Below are 17,706 nucleotides of genomic sequence, written 5' to 3' on the forward strand. Positions count from 1 at the left end.
AGTACGAGTTGCGCCCTAATCAAGCTAGGAACGCCGCTAAAACCCGAATTTCCTCCGCTAATCTAGCTAGGTTCGCCGCTAAATACCGAATTTCCTCCGCTAATCAAGCTAGGAACGCCGCTAAAACCCGAAATTCTGCCGCTAATCAAGCTAGGAACGCTGCTAAAACCCGAAATTCTGCCGCTAATCAAGCTAGGACGCTAACAAGTCCACTCATAAAAAAAGTAACCATCCATAAAAATGGATGGTTACTTGAATGTTTTATTTATTAAATATCCGCACAAAATTCAATAGTGGTTTATAGTTTTTACCCGCGAGTCCGATGACTTCAACCAAAATTTCTATTGCAGTTAAAATGACAGCTACGAGTAAAATGGCACCCCATACTTTTGCCATTGAGAAAATGATGGCTGCTAAACCAAACATGATGGCAATCCCATAAATAATGAGTACTGTTTGACGATGTGTGAAGCCCATATCTAGTAAACGGTGATGCAAATGTGATTTATCTGGATCTGACCATTTTTTCTTCATACGTACGCGACGAACAATCGCAAAGAATGTATCAGAAATCGGCACACCTAGTATAATAACTGGGATAATTAATGTTACGACCGTTACATTTTTAAATCCAAGCAATGCGAGCACTGATATCATAAAGCCAAGGAATAAGGCTCCTGTATCTCCCATGAAGATTTTCGCAGGGTGGAAATTGTAAAATAAAAATCCAAATGTTGCTGCTGCTAAAATGGCTGCGATTGCTAAAACAAACATATTACTCATGATAAATGCCATAACCGCTAAAGTAATAAGGGCAATCGTTGACACACCTGCCGCTAGGCCATCTAAGCCATCGATTAAATTAATGGCATTTGTAATACCAACAATCCAAAGAATTGTTAAAGGGATACTTAGTAATCCAAAATTTAATTCACCTACAAATGGTAAATTAATCATCTCAATTTGAATGCCACCTACAAAAATGACAATAAGTGCCGCAACAAGCTGACCAATTAATTTTGCTTTTGCAGAGATTTCACGCATATCGTCTATGACACCTGTTGCTACGATAATACAAGCCCCAATTATAATTGCCAGTAAAAAATCACTACCATGTTCATTGTATATCAATATCGGCCGGAAAATAGCCACAGCTATTAAAAACGCAAGGAAAATCGCCAATCCCCCAAGTCTTGGCATAATTCGTGCATGTACTTTTCGATAGTTTGGTGCATCGACAGCACCTATTCTGAATGCTAATCGTTTAACTAGTGGAGTTAACAATATTGAAGCAACAAATGCTGCTATTAAAGACACGTAGAGCATGTCTCTCCTCCTCAAAAAAATAATCTACATTTAAATTCTAATTGATTATAGCACGAACAGACGCCGAAATATACTTTTTCTATTTATTTTCCACCATTTCACAAATATTATTCCTCTTTTTCGAGTTGGAAGAATGCTGCATGTCAAATGTAGTCATCATTCGTAAAATTTGATAAAATAATGTAGTGTCTAGCATTTAGACAACTTAAAAGGAGCGTAAATTTCATGTTCTCAATTTTTAAACGTAACAATGAGCAAACTAGTGCTCGTCAATTAAAACGCTACTATAAAATAGTAGATCAAATTAATAGTCTTGAAGAAAAATATGTTAATAAGTCAGATGATGAATTAAAAGAAATGACTTTTATTTTCAAGGATCGTTTAGAACAAGGTGAACCAATTACATCTATCATTCCAGACGCATTTGCTGTTGTACGCGAAGCCTCAAAACGTGTATTAGGTATGCGTCATTTTGATGTACAGCTTATCGGTGGTCTTGTTTTAACTGAAGGCAATATTGCAGAAATGCCTACAGGTGAAGGTAAAACGCTTGTCGCTTCTCTTCCTTCCTATGTACGTGCATTGGAAGGTAAAGGTGTTCACGTTATTACTGTTAATGACTATCTAGCTAAGCGTGACTATGAGCTTGTCGGTCAAATCCATCGTTTCCTTGGTTTAACAGTTGGTTTAAATATACCGATGATGGAACCGGATGCAAAAAAAGATGCCTATAACGCAGATATTACATATGGTGTAGGTACTGAGTTCGGATTTGATTACTTACGCGACAACATGGCCCACAGCTTGGCTGATAAAGTACAGCGTCCTTATCACTTCGCCATTATCGATGAAGTCGATAGTGTACTTATTGATGAGGCAAAAACACCACTTATTATCGCTGGGAAAATGGCTGCGAATGATGAACTACATCGCATTGCCTCTATGCTAGCTAAACGTTTTAAAGAAGAAGAAGATTACGATTTTGATGAAGAAACAAAAGCTACTTCTTTAACAGATAAAGGCATTGAAAAGGTTGAGGCTGCCTTCAATGTTGATAATCTATATGATCTTGAACACCAAACACTTTACCATTACGTAATCCAAGCAGTGCGTGCACACGTAATGTTTAAGCGTGATGTTGATTACATTGTAAAAGATGACAAGATCGAGCTTGTTGATATGTTCACAGGTCGTATTTTAGAAGGCCGTTCACTATCTGATGGCCTACATCAAGCAATTGAAGCTAAAGAAGGCGTAACGATTACTGAAGAAAATAAATCACAGGCACAGATTACAATTCAGAACTATTTCCGTATGTATCCGAAGCTTTCCGGAATGACGGGTACGGCGAAAACACAAGAAAAAGAAATCCGTGAAGTGTACGGCATGGAAGTTATTCAAATTCCAACAAACCGTCCACGTCAACGTGTCGATCAGCCTGATATTATTTTCAAAAAACAAGAAGATAAATATAAGTTCGTAGCTGCTGAAGCTAAACGTCGTCACGAAAAGGGACAACCTGTTTTAATTGGGACAACGTCAATACTACAATCCGAAACAGTGGCCGAATACTTAAAGAAAGAAGGCTTAAAATTCCAATTGCTGAACGCTAAAACGGTTGAGCAAGAAGTTGAGCTGATTTCACAAGCTGGTCAGAAAGGTCGTATTACTGTAGCAACAAATATGGCCGGCCGCGGTACAGATATTGTGCTAGATGAAGCAGTTCACGAACTTGGAGGCTTATATGTCATCGGTACCGAAAAGCATGAAAGCCGCCGTGTAGATAATCAGCTGCGTGGTCGTTCAGGTCGCCAAGGTGACATAGGCGAAAGCCGCTTCATTCTCTCTATTGAAGATGATATGTTCCGCCGTTATGCAAAAGAAGAGGTTGAAAAATTCTTAGAAAAATTGGTTGTTGATGAAAAAGGCATTATCCAAAACAAAGAGGTTCAAGAACTCATTAACCGCACACAACGTATTGTGGAAGGCTCTCAATACGGTATGCGTGAATACAACCTAAAATTAGATGATGTTATCAATGATCAGCGTACAGTTATTTACGGTCTACGTGATAAAATTTTAGCTGGTGAAGATTTAATGGGCGAGCTGAAAAAAATGCTAAGTGAAACGGTTGATTTTGCTGTTCGCGAAGCTGCTCCAGATGAACTCCCTTCAGTGGAATGGGATTACGATCAAATGGAAAGCTCTCTCAATTCACTATTTATTACTCCTGTCACAATAGATCGTGAAGTAGGTAAAGTAAAACAAATTCTAGCTGATATTCAACCTTCTGAACAAGAGTTGCTCGATCATATGGAGAAATTTTCTGATAACGAAAATGTAATGAATGTTATTCCACAAGTGATGCTGAGCTACCTAGACAATGGCTGGGTAAAACATTTAGAAAACATGTCACATTTAAAAGAAGGAATCGGCTTACGTCATTACCAACAAGAAGACCCGATGCGAATTTATCAACGTGAAGGTCTTGAGTTATTCGGAAGGAATTTCCAAGAATTACGTCGTTCTATTATTATTGAAATTACAGGCTTCATGAAAATGATTGAAGCACAAATGGAGGTACAATAATGGGCTTATTCTCATTCTTTAAAAAATCAGACAAACTTGGGCAAGAAAATACAATCGACTCTAAAGATTTACTGCAAAACATCAAAGTAGAAAATACAAACAATAATCAGGATGTTGTGACGAAATTATCTTACCATCCAGATTGGGATGTGCCTCAAGAGCAAAAGTATATCTTTAACTTCCTTGCTAATGAGCTAGAACCATTGAAGCCAAATCAATTATCACTTTCTTCTATTAGTATAGAAGAAGATATGCGCTCTAAAAAATGGCAAGTGCGTGCATTTTTCCGCTCATCATTATCTCAAGCAATTGAGCTTGGTGAAATTGAGCTGTTTATTATGGATAAAAATGACGAGCTTTTAGCATCTAAAAAATTCGACTTTTCAGCACTTGGCACAATTCCAGCAGAAAGTGCTCGTCCATGGGTATTTGAATTTGAAAAATCAACGATAAAAGTCGATGAAGTACCAGAAGATGGCTGGAAAATCGCATTCAACCTTGTTTCCCTTCGCGGTCACCAATTAGAATTAGACCCATCATGGGAGAAACAACTACCTGAAGCACAAAAAGAAGAACTTGCAAAAATCGTAAAAACTTTACCTAAGTTAGGTGAAACAGAAGTAAACTTCACCGGCCTACAAGCAAAACTAGCTGATAACGGTAATTTAAATGTATCTATCTTCATTCGTAACGGACATAATAAAGCGATTAACTTAGAACAATTACCATTAGAAATTATTGACGCAACAGGCAAACAAATTGCCAAAGGTTCATTTAAAATGGATCCAATATTAACTGTTCAACCGGACTCAACAAAGCCATGGACATTTATCTTCCCTGCAGAGCTTGTTGACGCGAAAGATGCCGATCTTTCTCGTTGGACAGCACGCGTAACACAATAAAGTGTCGAGAACCCTTCTTTTTTAGAAAGAAGGGTTTTTTATTTGTTTCAGCGATGTTCCGTTTTCTATCAGCGGGTCTGACTCTCTTATCAGCGATATTTCGCTTTCTATCAGCGATTCTGGTTCTCTTATCAGCGATGTTCAGCTTTTTATCAGCGGTTTTAACTCTCTTATCAGCGATGTTCCGCTTTCTATCAGCGATTTTGGCTCTCTTATCAGCGATGTTCCGTTTTCTATCAGCGGGTCTGACTCTTTTATCAGCGATATTTCGCTTTCTATCAGCGATTCTTGCTCCTTTATCAGCGATGTTCCTCGTTCTATCAGCGATTCTTGCTCTCTTATCAGCGATGTTTCACATTCTATCAGCGATTCTTGCTCTTTTATCAGCTATGTTCCGCGTTCTATCAGCGATTTTGGCTCTCTTATCAGCGATGGTTCGCTTTCTATCAGCGATTCTGGCTCTCTTATCAGCGATGTTCAGTTTTCTATCAGCGGGTCTGGCTCTTTTTATCAGCGATGTTCCGCGTCCTATCAGCGATTTTGGCTCTCTTATCAGCGATGTTTCGTTTTCTATCAGCGATTTTGACTCTCTTATCAGCGATTTTCCGCGTTCTATCAGCGATTTTGGCTCTTTTATCAGCGATGTTCGTTTTCTATCAGCGGTTTTGGCTCTCTTATCAGCGATGTTTCGCGTTCTATCAGCGATTCTGGCGCTCTCTTATCAGCGATGTTCAGTTTTCTACCAGCGGGTCTGGCCTCAGCTATGTTCCACGTTCTATCAGCGGGTCTCGCTCTCTTATCAGCGTTGTTCCGCTTTCTATCAGCGATTTTAGCTCTCTTATCAGCGATGTTTCGTGTTCTATCAGCGATTTTGGCTCTCTTATCAGCGATGTTTCGCGTTCTATCAGCGATTCTGGCTCTCTTATCAGCGATGTTCAGTTTTCTACCAGCGGGTCTGGCTCAGCTATGTTCCACGTTCTATCAGCGATTCTTGCTCTCTTATCAGCGATGTTTCGCATTCTATCAGCGGGTTTGGCTCTCTTATCAACGATGTTTGTTTTCTATTAGCGGGTCTTGCTCAGCTATGTTCAGCTTTCTATCAACGGGTCTGGCTCTTCTATCAGCGATGTTCCTCGTTCTATCAACAACTGTTCGCCTTCATTTCTGCTCTTTTATCTAACTCCATGAAAAAAAGCGATTATTGCGTATTTGCAAAAATCGCTTTTACTTTATTTAATAGCGTCGAAACGTTTATAAGCTACTAATCTTGTAGACCAGTAAGAGTATGTAACGTCCGAAATTTCAACGCCGTCTGACCCTGCATGGATAAATTTATTGTTACCTATATAAATACCCATATGTGATATTCCATCTTTATACGTATTTTGGAAAAATACTAAATCTCCTGCTATTGGATTTTTAACTTGTGTTGTATTGCCGTTGAAATATCCTTCGCTACTGTCTCTTCCAATTTTTAAACCACCTTGATTAAAGGCGTAGTAAATAAGGCCACTGCAATCTAGACCTTCAGGTGTGTTGCCACCATAGAGATATGGTGTTCCTACTAATGAATTCGCTACTTCCACTGTTTTCTTATAAATAGCTTGTCCATTAGCTGCAGGATCTTTTGTCGTTACTGTTGTTGTTCCTGTATCTGAAGATCCGTTATTATTATGTACTGTGTCATTTTCGGGTAATGAAGCTACTGGAGATAATTTCAACACTTGTCCAACGAAAATTGTGTCTGTCGTAAGTCCATTCCAGTCTTTAATGTCCTTTATTGTTACATTATATTGCTTAGCAATTTTGGATAATGAATCGCCTTTAACTACTGTATGTGAAACAGTTGCGGGCTTTGATGGTGTTGTTGGTTTTGGTGTTGTCGGTTTAGTTGTTGATGGATTTGAAGGTTTTACCGCATCATTAGAAGCTTGCTTTGAAACTTCAAGCTTTTGCGCGACGTAAATCAGATCATTCTTTAAATTGTTCCAGTTTTTTATGTCTTGTACTGTTACTTTATTGCTTTGAGCAATTTTCGTTAGAGTATCTCCTTTTTGCACGGTATAAGTAGCTGCCTCTGCGGTCTGTAATGCTAAAAAAGAAGTAGCAATAGTGCTTAAAGCAAGGATTCTTAATTTTTTTGCTTTTTTCATATCATTTTGCCTCCGTTCGTGCTAAAATATTTCCTTGTGTGTCTATCATACTAGATAATTAAGAAATCAGAAATCAGAAAAATTGACTATTTTTCAAACAATTTATGAAAACTACTGATTCCGACAGATTCTTACAAATTGTAATAGAATATTAATTGCAAGATTAGTATTCATATGATAACATACACTTCTGTATTTAAAATTTTTAGAAAGTTTCATCTTTTCAATCTTAAAGGAGTTTTAATTTTTATGAAGAACATCATGCTTTTCATCAAAGAAAATTTGGCAGTAGGTTTACTATTATTTGCCTTATTTTTAGGTGCCGGAAATATTATCTTCCCCCCATTATTAGGTCAACAAGCTGGTGAACATATTACGACAGCAATGATTGGTTTCTTAATAACAGGTGTCGGATTACCGCTATTAGCAATAGTTGCAATTGCGAAAGCGGGTGGCGATTTACAAATACTTGCTAATCGTGTCGGCCCTACCTTTGGTATTATTTTTACATCCATCGTTTATTTAGCGATTGGACCATTTTTTGCAGTGCCGCGTACAGGCTCTGTATCTTATGAAATTGGAATTGTCCCATTTCTCCCAGAATCAGCAACAGATCATTGGGCACCACTTTTCATTACTTCTGTCATATTTTTTGCCTTTATACTATTCTTAGCTATTAACCCTTCAAAGCTTGTCGATCGTGTCGGGAAAATTTTAACGCCTGTTCTATTGGCCGTTATTTTACTACTAGCGATTAAAAGCTTTATTTCCCCAATGGGTGAACCAGGGGTAGCTATCGGGAAGTACACTGATTCTCCGTTGACTGAAGGCTTTGTTCAAGGCTACTTAACAATGGATGTACTAAGTGCACTCGTTTTCGGGATCGTTATTTTGCAAGCATTACGCGACATGGGTATGTCTAATACTAAAAAGCAAGTCAAAACGACAATCTTCGCGGGAATTGTTGCCGCTATTGGCTTATCATTTGTCTATATCTCACTTGGACAAATTGGTAACACTAGTATTAATGCAATTGGTACTTTTGATAATGGTGGGAAAATTATTGCGAAATCAGCAGAAGTTCTTTTTGGCAAATTTGGAACTATCATATTATCTGCTACAATTTTACTAGCGTGTATATCTACTGCTGTAGGTTTATTGACTGCCAATGCTCAATATTTCCATAAACTATTTCCTAAAGTTTCGTATAAAACGTTTTTAGTAATTTTCACAATTTTCAGTGCTGCTATAACAAACGTAGGTCTTTCTACAATTATTAGTGCATCACTACCTGTTTTATTAATCATCTATCCACTAGCGATGGTATTAATGGTTCTGTCGCTTTTCGATAACTTCTTTAAAGGTGGGAAAATTGTCTATATTTTGGCATTAATTCCTACATTCTTTGTAAGCTTGAATGATGGTTTAAAGGAAATGAAAATTACAATTGCACCATATGTGAACGTTTTGAAAGCTTTGCCATTATACGAGCAAAGTCTAGCATGGCTTGTACCTGCAATAATCGGTGCGCTTATCGGCTTAGTCATTCATAAGCTCACAAAAAAATAAAATTTCTTCATCTAACTAGAATCTGATTGCTTTTTGCGAATAAGCTTCAAGCTTCTTTTAGACACCGACTGTCTAGGAATCTTGCATAAACTTACTTTTTCGCAAATGGCTAGCAGATTCTTTTTTTGTAGGTAACCCTCCTTTCCTATTCACGGTTATATGGAAATTCATGTATAATAAAGTTAATTAGAAAAGAGGTGTCCCATGAAAAAAATATTGTGGTCTTTTGTATTCGTTCTATGCTTTTTCATCATTCCATTGACAAACGCTTCTGCTGCAAGCAATGAACAACAGCTTGTAAAGGAAATCAAGGCAATTATTGAGGAAAACTATGTTGGAACCATCCACGGCAATTTACAAAAAGCTAAAACAATTCCCGAAATCATTGATATGCTGGACCCTTACTCCACATATTTTACGAAAAAAGAACTTGAAGATTATATGAATAGCATCGATCTATCAACAATTGGGATTGGTGTAATCATCGAAGAACATGAAGATGGCATTCATATTTTACAAGTGTTTGAGGATAGCGGCGCATCTAAAGCTGGTGTAGTTGCTGGAGACATTATTATCGCCATTAACGGACAATCCGTAGTAGGAAGCTCTACCCAAGAAGTTTCCTCCTTATTATCTGGTGACGACAATACGAAAATAGAAGTGACGCTTCGACATGCAGATGGTAAAACTTCAACTACAACCATTACACGGAAAAAATTCACATTACCGAATGTGGAATCCGCGTTACTGTTTGGGGATGTTGGCTATATTGCTATGTCATCCTTCTCAGAAGACGGTGCAAAGCTTGTCAAAGATGCGCTTATTCAATTAAAACAGCGTGGTGCAACCTCTTTTATACTTGATTTACAAAATAATGGCGGAGGCTATGTATCGACAGCTGAGGAGATTGCAGGGCTATTCCCAAAAGCAAAAATTGCCTACTTACTGGAAGAAGCACATGCCTCTTATAAAATACGTGCAGTCAATCAAAACGAAAAATTCCCAGCAGATACACGTATTCTAGTAAACCGTTATAGTGCTAGCGCCTCTGAAATGTTAGCAGCAACATTACAAGATCAGCAATCTGCTATTTTATACGGAGAAACTACGTATGGAAAAGGCTGTATGCAAGGCTTTTTTGAACTGCAGGATGGTAGCTATTTAAAGCTTACAACTGGTAATTTTACAGGTCCATTAGGGAAAACGATTAATGAGGTTGGGGTAAAACCGAACGTCCAAACAAAGACCGCTCCTATTTACCAGGCACATTATGATGCAATTAAAGCACAATATACAAATTATAAAGAGCTTGCAAGCTTAAAAAACGTACCATCTTCTAAAACATTTACTGTGAAATTCTCACAAGCACTCGCTTCGCAAATTGCTGAAGGTAGTGTACAACTCGTTGCTTTAGGCGGTAACGAAGTACCCGTTACTACAAAAGTTGATGGTCATTCATTACTTGTTACTCCATCAAAACCATTAAACAGCGGGCAAGAGTATATGCTACTCGTTCATCCATCTATTCAAAAAGAAACAGGCAATAAGCTTCAAAAAGGCGTTTATCTTCATATTACAGTTAAAAAATAAAAAATAAGGCTAGGACAAATGTGTTTTGGCCAACAAAAATACCGAACTATCCAATGAAACTCTCATGAAGTGTTTCGGAATAGTTCGGTTTTTCTGTTTATCGTGTTTTGTTAATTATTCGGCTTTATGTCTCAGCCTCATTCAATTTGACAAATATTTGTATTTACTTCTCTTAAAAAGTATAAATGAACTAAGTCGCTTGCTAACTCGCATGGCTGTTTTTTTTGTTCAAGTAAATTTGTTAATATTAAACGCTCTAAGGATCCTACAAAACTATCTACAACTATGTTTATGTCTGCACAATATGATTGTAATATATGGGCACAATCATAACGATGTATAAGGTGAGTAAATTGCTGTGTAAGTCGAGATTTAACTACAAGTGACTGCTTAGATTCAAATAATCCAATTTTCGTTAATTTAGGGTTATCAATTATGTAAACGAATAACATTTGTATTTTTTGCTTTAGCTCTGTAACAAAGCCTTCTAATCCCTCTTCGCCTTCTTCTAATTGTTTACCCATAATTTCATCAAACCCTTGCTGAAATCGTTTATTCAGATCGGTGTAGAGAGCATCCTTACTTTCAAAATATAAATAAAAAGTTGGCTGTGTTACATTCGCGGCTTTGACAATGTCACTAATCTTTGTATCATGATACCCTTTTTCAGAAAATAACGCTAAAGCCTTTTCAAGCAATAATTGTTTACTTCGTTCACCATTTGAATTAACCTTCCTACCTCTTGCCATACTTCCCACCTTATCTAATTTGTAGTAGTCATAGTCCTTTAGACATTACTGAAATAATGCCAATTTATCCATATGTTCATAAATAATACCACTATTAATAAAACTAATTATAATACAGCTCCTATTTTTTCACTATAAAATATTATAAATATAACAAGTTTTTTGCAGATAGTGCTTATAGTGTCCAATCAGTTTTATTCCTTTCAACGACAAAAACAGGTGCGTTAATAACCTTTTTCCCACTACAGGCTACTCACTTTTACACTAGGGCTTAATGGTACCTTAATAAAACCCCTTTATTCGAACAACAATAAGCATATCAACACACCTGAAATAAAAAAGTGGGTATCCCGTGCTTCCCAAGATACCCACTTTTTCCTATTATTTTAAAAATTTCCGTTTTAGTTTATCACTAAATTCTTTTACTTCTTTCACGCCAAATAATAAGTACGAGCCAACAACTACTGCACTAAAAATAACAAGGCCTACAATGAAAGTTAGCCATATGTTGTTGAATACTAAAAACTTGCTTGAAAAATACAAAACAATCGTGATAATAATCATTGGCGGAATTGATCTGAAAAATTGCAACTCTTTGCTAAAGATTCCCATTTTCAAGTCATATTTATAGGCTGCATAAATAATTAGCATAATAAAGTTTGTTACTGAACTCACTAATGTACCCCATGCAATTGCTTCTGCTCCACACTTATCGACAAGTAACATAATAACGGCAATGTTAATAACAAATACATTTATTAAGCTGAAGATAACAGGTGCCATTGAGTCACCCTTAGCATAGTAAAAGCGCGTTATATACCCGTTTGCAGCTAAAAAATACATCGATAAACAGAAGATTGCCAGTACTGGTGTTGTAATTGCAGTTGAAGCTGCATCAAAATTACCACGTTGATAAACAACCTGCACGAGATTCTCTGCGTAAAAATATGAGTAAACTGTTACAGGATAAAGTAACAACAATAGATAATGTAGCCCTTTTGAGTATAAGTTTTTAATGGAAGCAAGGTCATTCTCTGCTTCTTTTTGACTCAAAATTGGAAAGATAACTGTCGTTACTGCTGTAATTAAAATTGCTTGCGGAAATTGCATAAGTCTTGATGCATAGTTTACAGCAGCTACTGCCCCTTCAGATAGCATTCCTGCAAAAACACGCTGTAATAATGCATAAATTTGAATGGTAGCGCCACCGAGCATAATCGGTAACGTCATTATCCACAATTGCTTTGATGCAATATTTCGTTCAAATGAAAAACCAACCTTATGTGAATCTAACTTACGATATCCAACAATTAGGAAATATACCATTATTACCGCACTGACTAATGCACTAATACCATATCCCATTGCGTCGATGCTTGGAATTTTAGATAAACCTACAGCAATCACTAAAAAGATTGCATTATAAATTAAAATAGCAAAGCTAGACAAATGGAATTTTTGATTTGCGTTTAGCAATCCACTATACCATGAGGATAATACGAGTAAAATTGACGAAGGCATCATCCAATAATATAGATTTTTAGCTAAATCTAACTCACTTTGACTAAACGTCTCTTTATCTTTACTTTGGTTGAACATCTCCATAATTGGATTAGTGAACGCTAACATTAGAATTGTCATTATTGAAACCGTTAACAAGACAATTGTGAAGGACTGTTTAACAAATAGCGCACGATCCGTTGTTTCCCGATTATAAATTGAGATAACAGCAGTAGTAAATGCACCACCTACGACTAGATATAAAAAGTTTGGAATTGTGTAAGCTGTGAAAATACTATCAGCAATATGGCTACTACCATATTGGTATCCGATAATCATTTCACGTAAAAATCCGAAAACACGGGCCACGACATTAATAATCGCAACTGCCCCAACTATTTTTATAAACTTATTCATAGGCCATCCCCACCTTCAATGGCCGACTTATAAATCTCTATACAGCGAGCTGTTATATTTTTTTCATCGTGAATGGCTAATACTTCTTCAACCGCTTCACGATTCATATATTGTTCTTTTGGCGTGTTCACGGCACGCAGCATCTCCTCAGATAAAACCATCGCATTTTCGGGCTCCACTAAATGCCCTGCGCCCTCTCCAAGCAAAGATACAAGTCCACCTACATTTGAAGCAATAACAGGTGTATCTGTCGCTAATGCCTCTAATGCCACTAATCCAAAACCTTCTAAATGGGATGGTAATACAAAGACATCACTTGCTTGGAACCACTTTACTAGTTCTTGTTGTTTTAGTGGATCTATAAATTTGACGTCTTCACTGATCAATGGTTGCAAGGATTGGAAAAATGCCTGATCTCTTCTAGAACCTACAATATTTAACTCTAAAGGCCGAGATACTTTTGTTTTTAGCATTTGGAAAGCCTGTAACAGCTCTTCAACGCCTTTTTGTTTTATAACATTTCCTACAAATAAAAATCTGAATGGCTCAGTAGCTAATTGCAGTTCTTTGCACACTGCTACTTGATTTCCTTTTGTGAAAACCTCACGATTCACACCCATGCTAACGACAGAGATTTTACCTTTTTCAATCCCAAAATCTTGTTCAATTTGTTGAGCTAAGACAGGACCTACTGCGATAATATGTTCACTTTCACGTAAAATACTCTCTGTCCAATTACGAATTCTTGCGTTCTTTTTCGCCATGCGCTCAATATCTCCACCATGAGCTGTAACGATAAATGGTATACCAAACATTTTCTTTAATAGGAGCGACAGCATACCAGATGGAAACACATAATGTGCATGTGTGACATCAATAGACTTTCTGTTTTTTAAGCCTTTCATCAATGTCGATAAACCCCATTTTGTATATTTCATAATAGTGTTCTTCTTACCAGTTGCCGGATTAGTATTTACAGATATATCTACGTCTAGTCCTGCCTTTTCAAGAGCAGTGACTTGGTTTTTCACAAAAATACCGAATGATAAATGATCAGATGTTGGATACATATTACTAATGACGAGTATTTTTTTCATAGACGTGTCACTGCCTTTTTCATTAATTCCTGACCACGCATGGCCTCTTTATGAATATGGGTAGCAATTTGTTTCGTCTCCGCAATCGACTGGTCCCAATTACTACTTAGTTTGCCAACTAATGTGGCTAGAGCCTTCACATCATCCTCTATATCCTGCATTTGTAAGCAACGATCTGATGCGCCTACAAAGGACATAAAATCTTGTACTTTTGTATGATAGGATATCGCAATAATCGGAGTTTCTGAATCCGTTGCCAAAATAAGCGAGTGCAAACGTGTACCGATAATAATATCCTGTTCCTCCGTTACATCAAGTAATCGCTCCGGCACCAAATTTTCATCAATAATTTTTGTGTGTGCATGTTGTTGCATTTTTTTCTGAATATCCTTCGTCACAGTGACGTCCTGCGGGTATTTTGTGGCAAAGAATGTAATTTCGACATTATGCTCAGAAATTACATGATCTAAATTTTTCGCCATTCCTGTAACGTACGCATCATATTTTTCAACATTTCCTTCTGGCCAATAGTTTGCATTATAGTATGGAACTGCTGATACACCTATTTTAATTGGTTTTTCGGCGTAATGTTGACGATCACCTTTTAATGTAAATGCAGGATCACCAATAATATCTATTGGCTTTTTCACCCCAATACTTTGCAAAAGCTTTTTAGACTGAGGATCACGAACAGAGATATTTGCTGCATAACGACACATTGCGCGAATACTAATTTTTCCAGAAATTGTATCAAGTGGTCCCGCGCCACATCCGTAAATAATGTAGGGAACATTACTTTGCTTTGCCATCATTGCATACGCTCCATACAGGTGAGCCTCACGTTTATAAAAATCCATTAAAATACCACCACCACCAATGATGAGGAGGTCAAATGTTGATACATATTGTTTATTATTTTTATAGGTATGGATAAACGTTTTAAATAAATTACTCTTCCTGTAATACAATGGATAGCTATGTACCCCATAACGTTCGGATGTTTGTTGTGTGTTATTACTAAAAACGGTAATGTCATCATTAGTTACCGAAAATGTTTGTTTTACTTGTTGAAGAATGCCGTATAATATTGATTCATCACCATTATTATCATTGCCGTAATTCCCCACAATGCCTATTTTCATTAAAAAACATCCTTTTACTTTTTAATACTGAGATTATACCACAATTGCACATTTACGTTCTTTTAAAAATAGTAAATATAAGATGAGCTTCAAAAGTTGCTACTAATCTTGTGATCTGTTTGCTCATCAACATAACGTAAGGTTGATTTCCGTTGCGGCTAGGCGCTTCCTTGAGCGTCCGATGAGCCGTTCATCAACTTATACGGTTTACAAGGCCCCAATCAATAACCTTTTATTTTAAAGAGAAAAATAGCAAACTAGGTAACACGACTAGTTTGCTATTTTTTATATGCTAAGCCATTCTTTATTGATTAATTGCTCTATAAAGGAATAATCCGAAATGAGCGCGACTAATCGCTTCATCTGGCTTAAAGGTGTTATCACCATAACCAGTTGTAATTTTGTTTGCGGCTAACTGTTGAACATATGTGTATGCCCAATGATCCTTCGATACATCTTTAAAGTTAGTGCTGCTTGTCCCTTTTAGATTATAAGCTAATGCTACAACCTTCGCCATTTGTGCACGAGTTAAAGTAGCATCAGGATCAAAGACATTATTGCCCTTACCGCTCATTATACCAGACTCAACTACAGCTGCGATTTGTTTATAATATATGTGATTCGCAGGAATATCCTTAAAGCCTGGATTTTTGACGTTTGATGTTTTTAAATCAAGTGCGCGACTAATAATAACTGCTGCATGTGCACGTGTAAGTTTGTCATTTGGTCTAAATGTGCCATCTGGATGACCTGTAATAATATTATTTTTTGTTAAATACTCAATTTCTTTATAGTACACATAGTTACTAGGAATATCTTTAAACAACGCAGCTTTTGCTACAGTTACAGTAGCCTCTACTCGTTTTGTTCCTAGAGTCGCTACTACTTTACCAGTAGCACCTGGATTTTTAGCTGTAAACTTACCATCATTAGTAATCGTACCGATATTACCTTCTACAGACCATTTCACTTGTGATGCATTGTAAACTAGCGGTTTGCCACCGTCATCCTTTGCATCCATAGTAAATTTAACAGTTTCGCCTGCTCCTACTGTTTTTGACTTTGGTGCAATGTCCATTGTTGCTGGAGCATCTACTACTTTCACTTGGAATGATTCAACAGGCGTACCATCGTGGTTGATGAAAATACGATCATTACCAGCTGTCGTTGAAGTATAGTTCAAGCCGTTAACTTTTAAAGTATTACTCTCAGATGTTAGCGATACATGACCATCTAATGGTAGCGCATTATAGTTTTCATCTAAAATATATTGCACTGCTATACTAGACGAAGCACCTGCTAAAAGAGTTGCATAGCTTGTACTATTCGTATATTTAATATATTTTCCTTTACCAGTTGGAGCCGTACTTACAGCTTGTAATGTTGCGGACACAAGACGTTGCGCATTGCCTGCATTTAATGGTAGGTTCGCTAATACGACATTATTATTACCGTAATTTCGAATACCCATCGTTGTTGAGCCGCCACCATCTAAGTTAATTGCTCGCTCAACACCAAGCGACACTAAATAGTTCGCAAGTTGAACCATATTCATCCCCGCGCTATGTTTCTGTTTTCCATCAACCGTAATAAAGTGTACTGTTTTCCCATTATTACTTGTCGCCACAATCGTACGTGCTGTAACCTCTGTTGCACGCTTACTAGATGTGCTCATCATAATGTAAGGTTTATTATCTTTTACTAAATACGGACCACTTGCCAGGATAAATTTTGCATCCTGCCATTGCTTATCAATAGCGAAGTTAACACTTAGCTCATCGCCAACTGCAATTTGGCTTAGCTTACTGTGCCAATCCCCACCTTGTAGAGATACGACAAAGCCAGTTGAAGGGATCGATATTTTTTCTTTTGATCCATAAGGTGTAATTTGTGTAACTTTCCCTGTTAATGTTTGACCAAATTTATTTTCAGTAATCGGAGCTCCAGTATCTACTACTATTTCAAAACCATATTCATTTGTATTTGTTGTTTTACTATAAAATTGTGGTGTGTAAACAATCGCTTCATATATATTACGTGCACGATTCATCCCTGTCATTTTATAGTCTTTACCGCTGTGAGAAAGGGTTACATTAAAATCAAAATAGTCAATGACACCCCTGCCATCTGGAGAAACACCAAAAGCTGTAGGGACATTCATGTATTCATCGGAGCCCTTTGAAACAGCTCCACCGTTTAAAATAACATTATCTTTACTTAGTAAAAATAATGGGAAACCTGCAGACATATCGAAGAAACTTGCATTAATAGCACCAACAACGCGATTCCCCTCGCGTGAATTACGATTAGCATTTGCTACTGTCGATTCTCTACCATTGACATTCGCGGGCATACCTAATTGTACTTCTGTCATTGGCTCGTCTACATCAATAGCAAGATGATTAATAGAGTTTGTTTTGGTACTGCTGTATGTATATTGTTTATACTGCACACCTTTTGATAATTGTAAATCCTTCTTGACCGTTTGGGCTGCATAAGCATTTAACGGACTAACAACCATTGACAATAATACAACTAAAACTAGTAAATTTTTCGCTACTTTTTTCATTTTTTTGCGCTCCAGAGTAAAATGGAGCCCTCAACTCTCCCTTCATATGTTTTACTTCTATAACATTATCAAAAATATGCCAAAATATCCATGGAACATTTAA

At 37.0% G+C, this 17,706-nt stretch carries 12 protein-coding genes; 5 read left to right on the forward strand and 7 right to left on the reverse strand.

Annotated elements, in window-relative coordinates:
• Positions 1-261 precede the first annotated feature (261 nt).
• A complete protein-coding gene (locus tag ACIQ7N_RS16180) occupies positions 262-1,326 on the reverse strand; it encodes a glycosyltransferase family 4 protein (RefSeq protein WP_402933851.1) in 1,065 nt (354 codons plus the stop codon).
• A 225-nt stretch (positions 1,327-1,551) separates the two neighbouring features.
• On the opposite strand from ACIQ7N_RS16180, the gene secA2 reads away from it, so the two are divergent.
• Genes secA2 through ACIQ7N_RS16195 form a run of 3 tightly spaced genes read left to right on the forward strand, consistent with a single transcriptional unit; the run spans position 1,552 to position 5,650 of the window.
• Positions 1,552-3,915 carry an accessory Sec system translocase SecA2 gene (gene secA2, locus ACIQ7N_RS16185; RefSeq protein ID WP_402933853.1) on the forward strand — a complete coding sequence of 788 codons (2,364 nt, stop codon included), beginning with the start codon at positions 1,552-1,554 and terminating at the stop codon, positions 3,913-3,915.
• Positions 3,915-4,817 carry an accessory Sec system S-layer assembly protein gene (locus ACIQ7N_RS16190; protein WP_402933856.1) on the forward strand — a complete coding sequence of 301 codons (903 nt, stop codon included), beginning with the start codon at positions 3,915-3,917 and terminating at the stop codon, positions 4,815-4,817. The genes secA2 and ACIQ7N_RS16190 overlap by 1 nt, the downstream gene beginning before the upstream one ends.
• On the forward strand, positions 4,793-5,650 hold the full coding sequence (locus tag ACIQ7N_RS16195; protein WP_402933859.1) for a hypothetical protein: 858 nt from the start codon (positions 4,793-4,795) through the stop codon (positions 5,648-5,650). Before ACIQ7N_RS16190 ends, ACIQ7N_RS16195 begins: the two co-directional genes overlap by 25 nt.
• 396 nt (positions 5,651-6,046) lie before the next feature.
• On the opposite strand, the gene ACIQ7N_RS16200 is transcribed toward ACIQ7N_RS16195, so the two are convergent.
• Entirely contained in the window at positions 6,047-6,970 is a 924-nt protein-coding gene (locus tag ACIQ7N_RS16200) for a C40 family peptidase (RefSeq protein WP_402933862.1), read from the reverse strand.
• 249 nt (positions 6,971-7,219) lie between these two features.
• Here ACIQ7N_RS16200 and brnQ point away from each other — a divergent pair, with 249 nt between their 5' ends.
• Together brnQ and ACIQ7N_RS16210 are read left to right on the forward strand one after the other, a co-directional pair.
• Positions 7,220-8,539, forward strand: coding sequence for a branched-chain amino acid transport system II carrier protein (gene brnQ / locus ACIQ7N_RS16205; RefSeq protein ID WP_402933865.1), 1,320 nt, complete (start codon positions 7,220-7,222; stop codon positions 8,537-8,539).
• Between the two features lie 204 nt (positions 8,540-8,743).
• Positions 8,744-10,129, forward strand: a complete 1,386-nt coding sequence (locus ACIQ7N_RS16210; RefSeq protein WP_402933868.1) for a S41 family peptidase — start codon at positions 8,744-8,746, stop codon at positions 10,127-10,129.
• A gap of 137 nt (positions 10,130-10,266) precedes the next feature.
• Here ACIQ7N_RS16210 and ACIQ7N_RS16215 read toward each other — a convergent pair whose 3' ends face one another.
• The 5 genes from ACIQ7N_RS16215 to ACIQ7N_RS16235 all read right to left on the reverse strand — a co-directional run bounded on the left by ACIQ7N_RS16215 (position 10,267) and on the right by ACIQ7N_RS16235 (position 17,603).
• The gene (locus tag ACIQ7N_RS16215) at positions 10,267-10,878 is read right to left on the reverse strand and encodes a TetR/AcrR family transcriptional regulator (protein WP_132360490.1); all 612 of its coding nucleotides are present in this window, start codon (positions 10,876-10,878) and stop codon (positions 10,267-10,269) included.
• A 381-nt stretch (positions 10,879-11,259) separates the two neighbouring features.
• On the reverse strand, positions 11,260-12,795 hold the full coding sequence (gene murJ, locus ACIQ7N_RS16220) for a murein biosynthesis integral membrane protein MurJ (protein ID WP_402933871.1): 1,536 nt from the start codon (positions 12,793-12,795) through the stop codon (positions 11,260-11,262).
• Positions 12,792-13,892 carry a glycosyltransferase gene (locus tag ACIQ7N_RS16225; RefSeq protein WP_402933874.1) on the reverse strand — a complete coding sequence of 367 codons (1,101 nt, stop codon included), beginning with the start codon at positions 13,890-13,892 and terminating at the stop codon, positions 12,792-12,794. The genes murJ and ACIQ7N_RS16225 overlap by 4 nt, the downstream gene beginning before the upstream one ends.
• Positions 13,889-15,034: a polysaccharide pyruvyl transferase family protein gene (locus ACIQ7N_RS16230; protein ID WP_402933877.1), complete on the reverse strand. Its 1,146-nt coding sequence runs from the start codon at positions 15,032-15,034 to the stop codon at positions 13,889-13,891. The genes ACIQ7N_RS16225 and ACIQ7N_RS16230 overlap by 4 nt, the downstream gene beginning before the upstream one ends.
• Positions 15,035-15,338: 304 nt before the next feature.
• Complete coding sequence (locus ACIQ7N_RS16235; protein WP_402933880.1) at positions 15,339-17,603, reverse strand: S-layer homology domain-containing protein; 2,265 nt, start codon at positions 17,601-17,603, stop codon at positions 15,339-15,341.
• Positions 17,604-17,706: the final 103 nt, after the last annotated feature.

The sequence above is a fragment of the Lysinibacillus sp. NPDC095746 genome (assembly GCF_044763535.1).
Classification (GTDB): Bacteria; Bacillota; Bacilli; order Bacillales_A; family Planococcaceae; genus Lysinibacillus.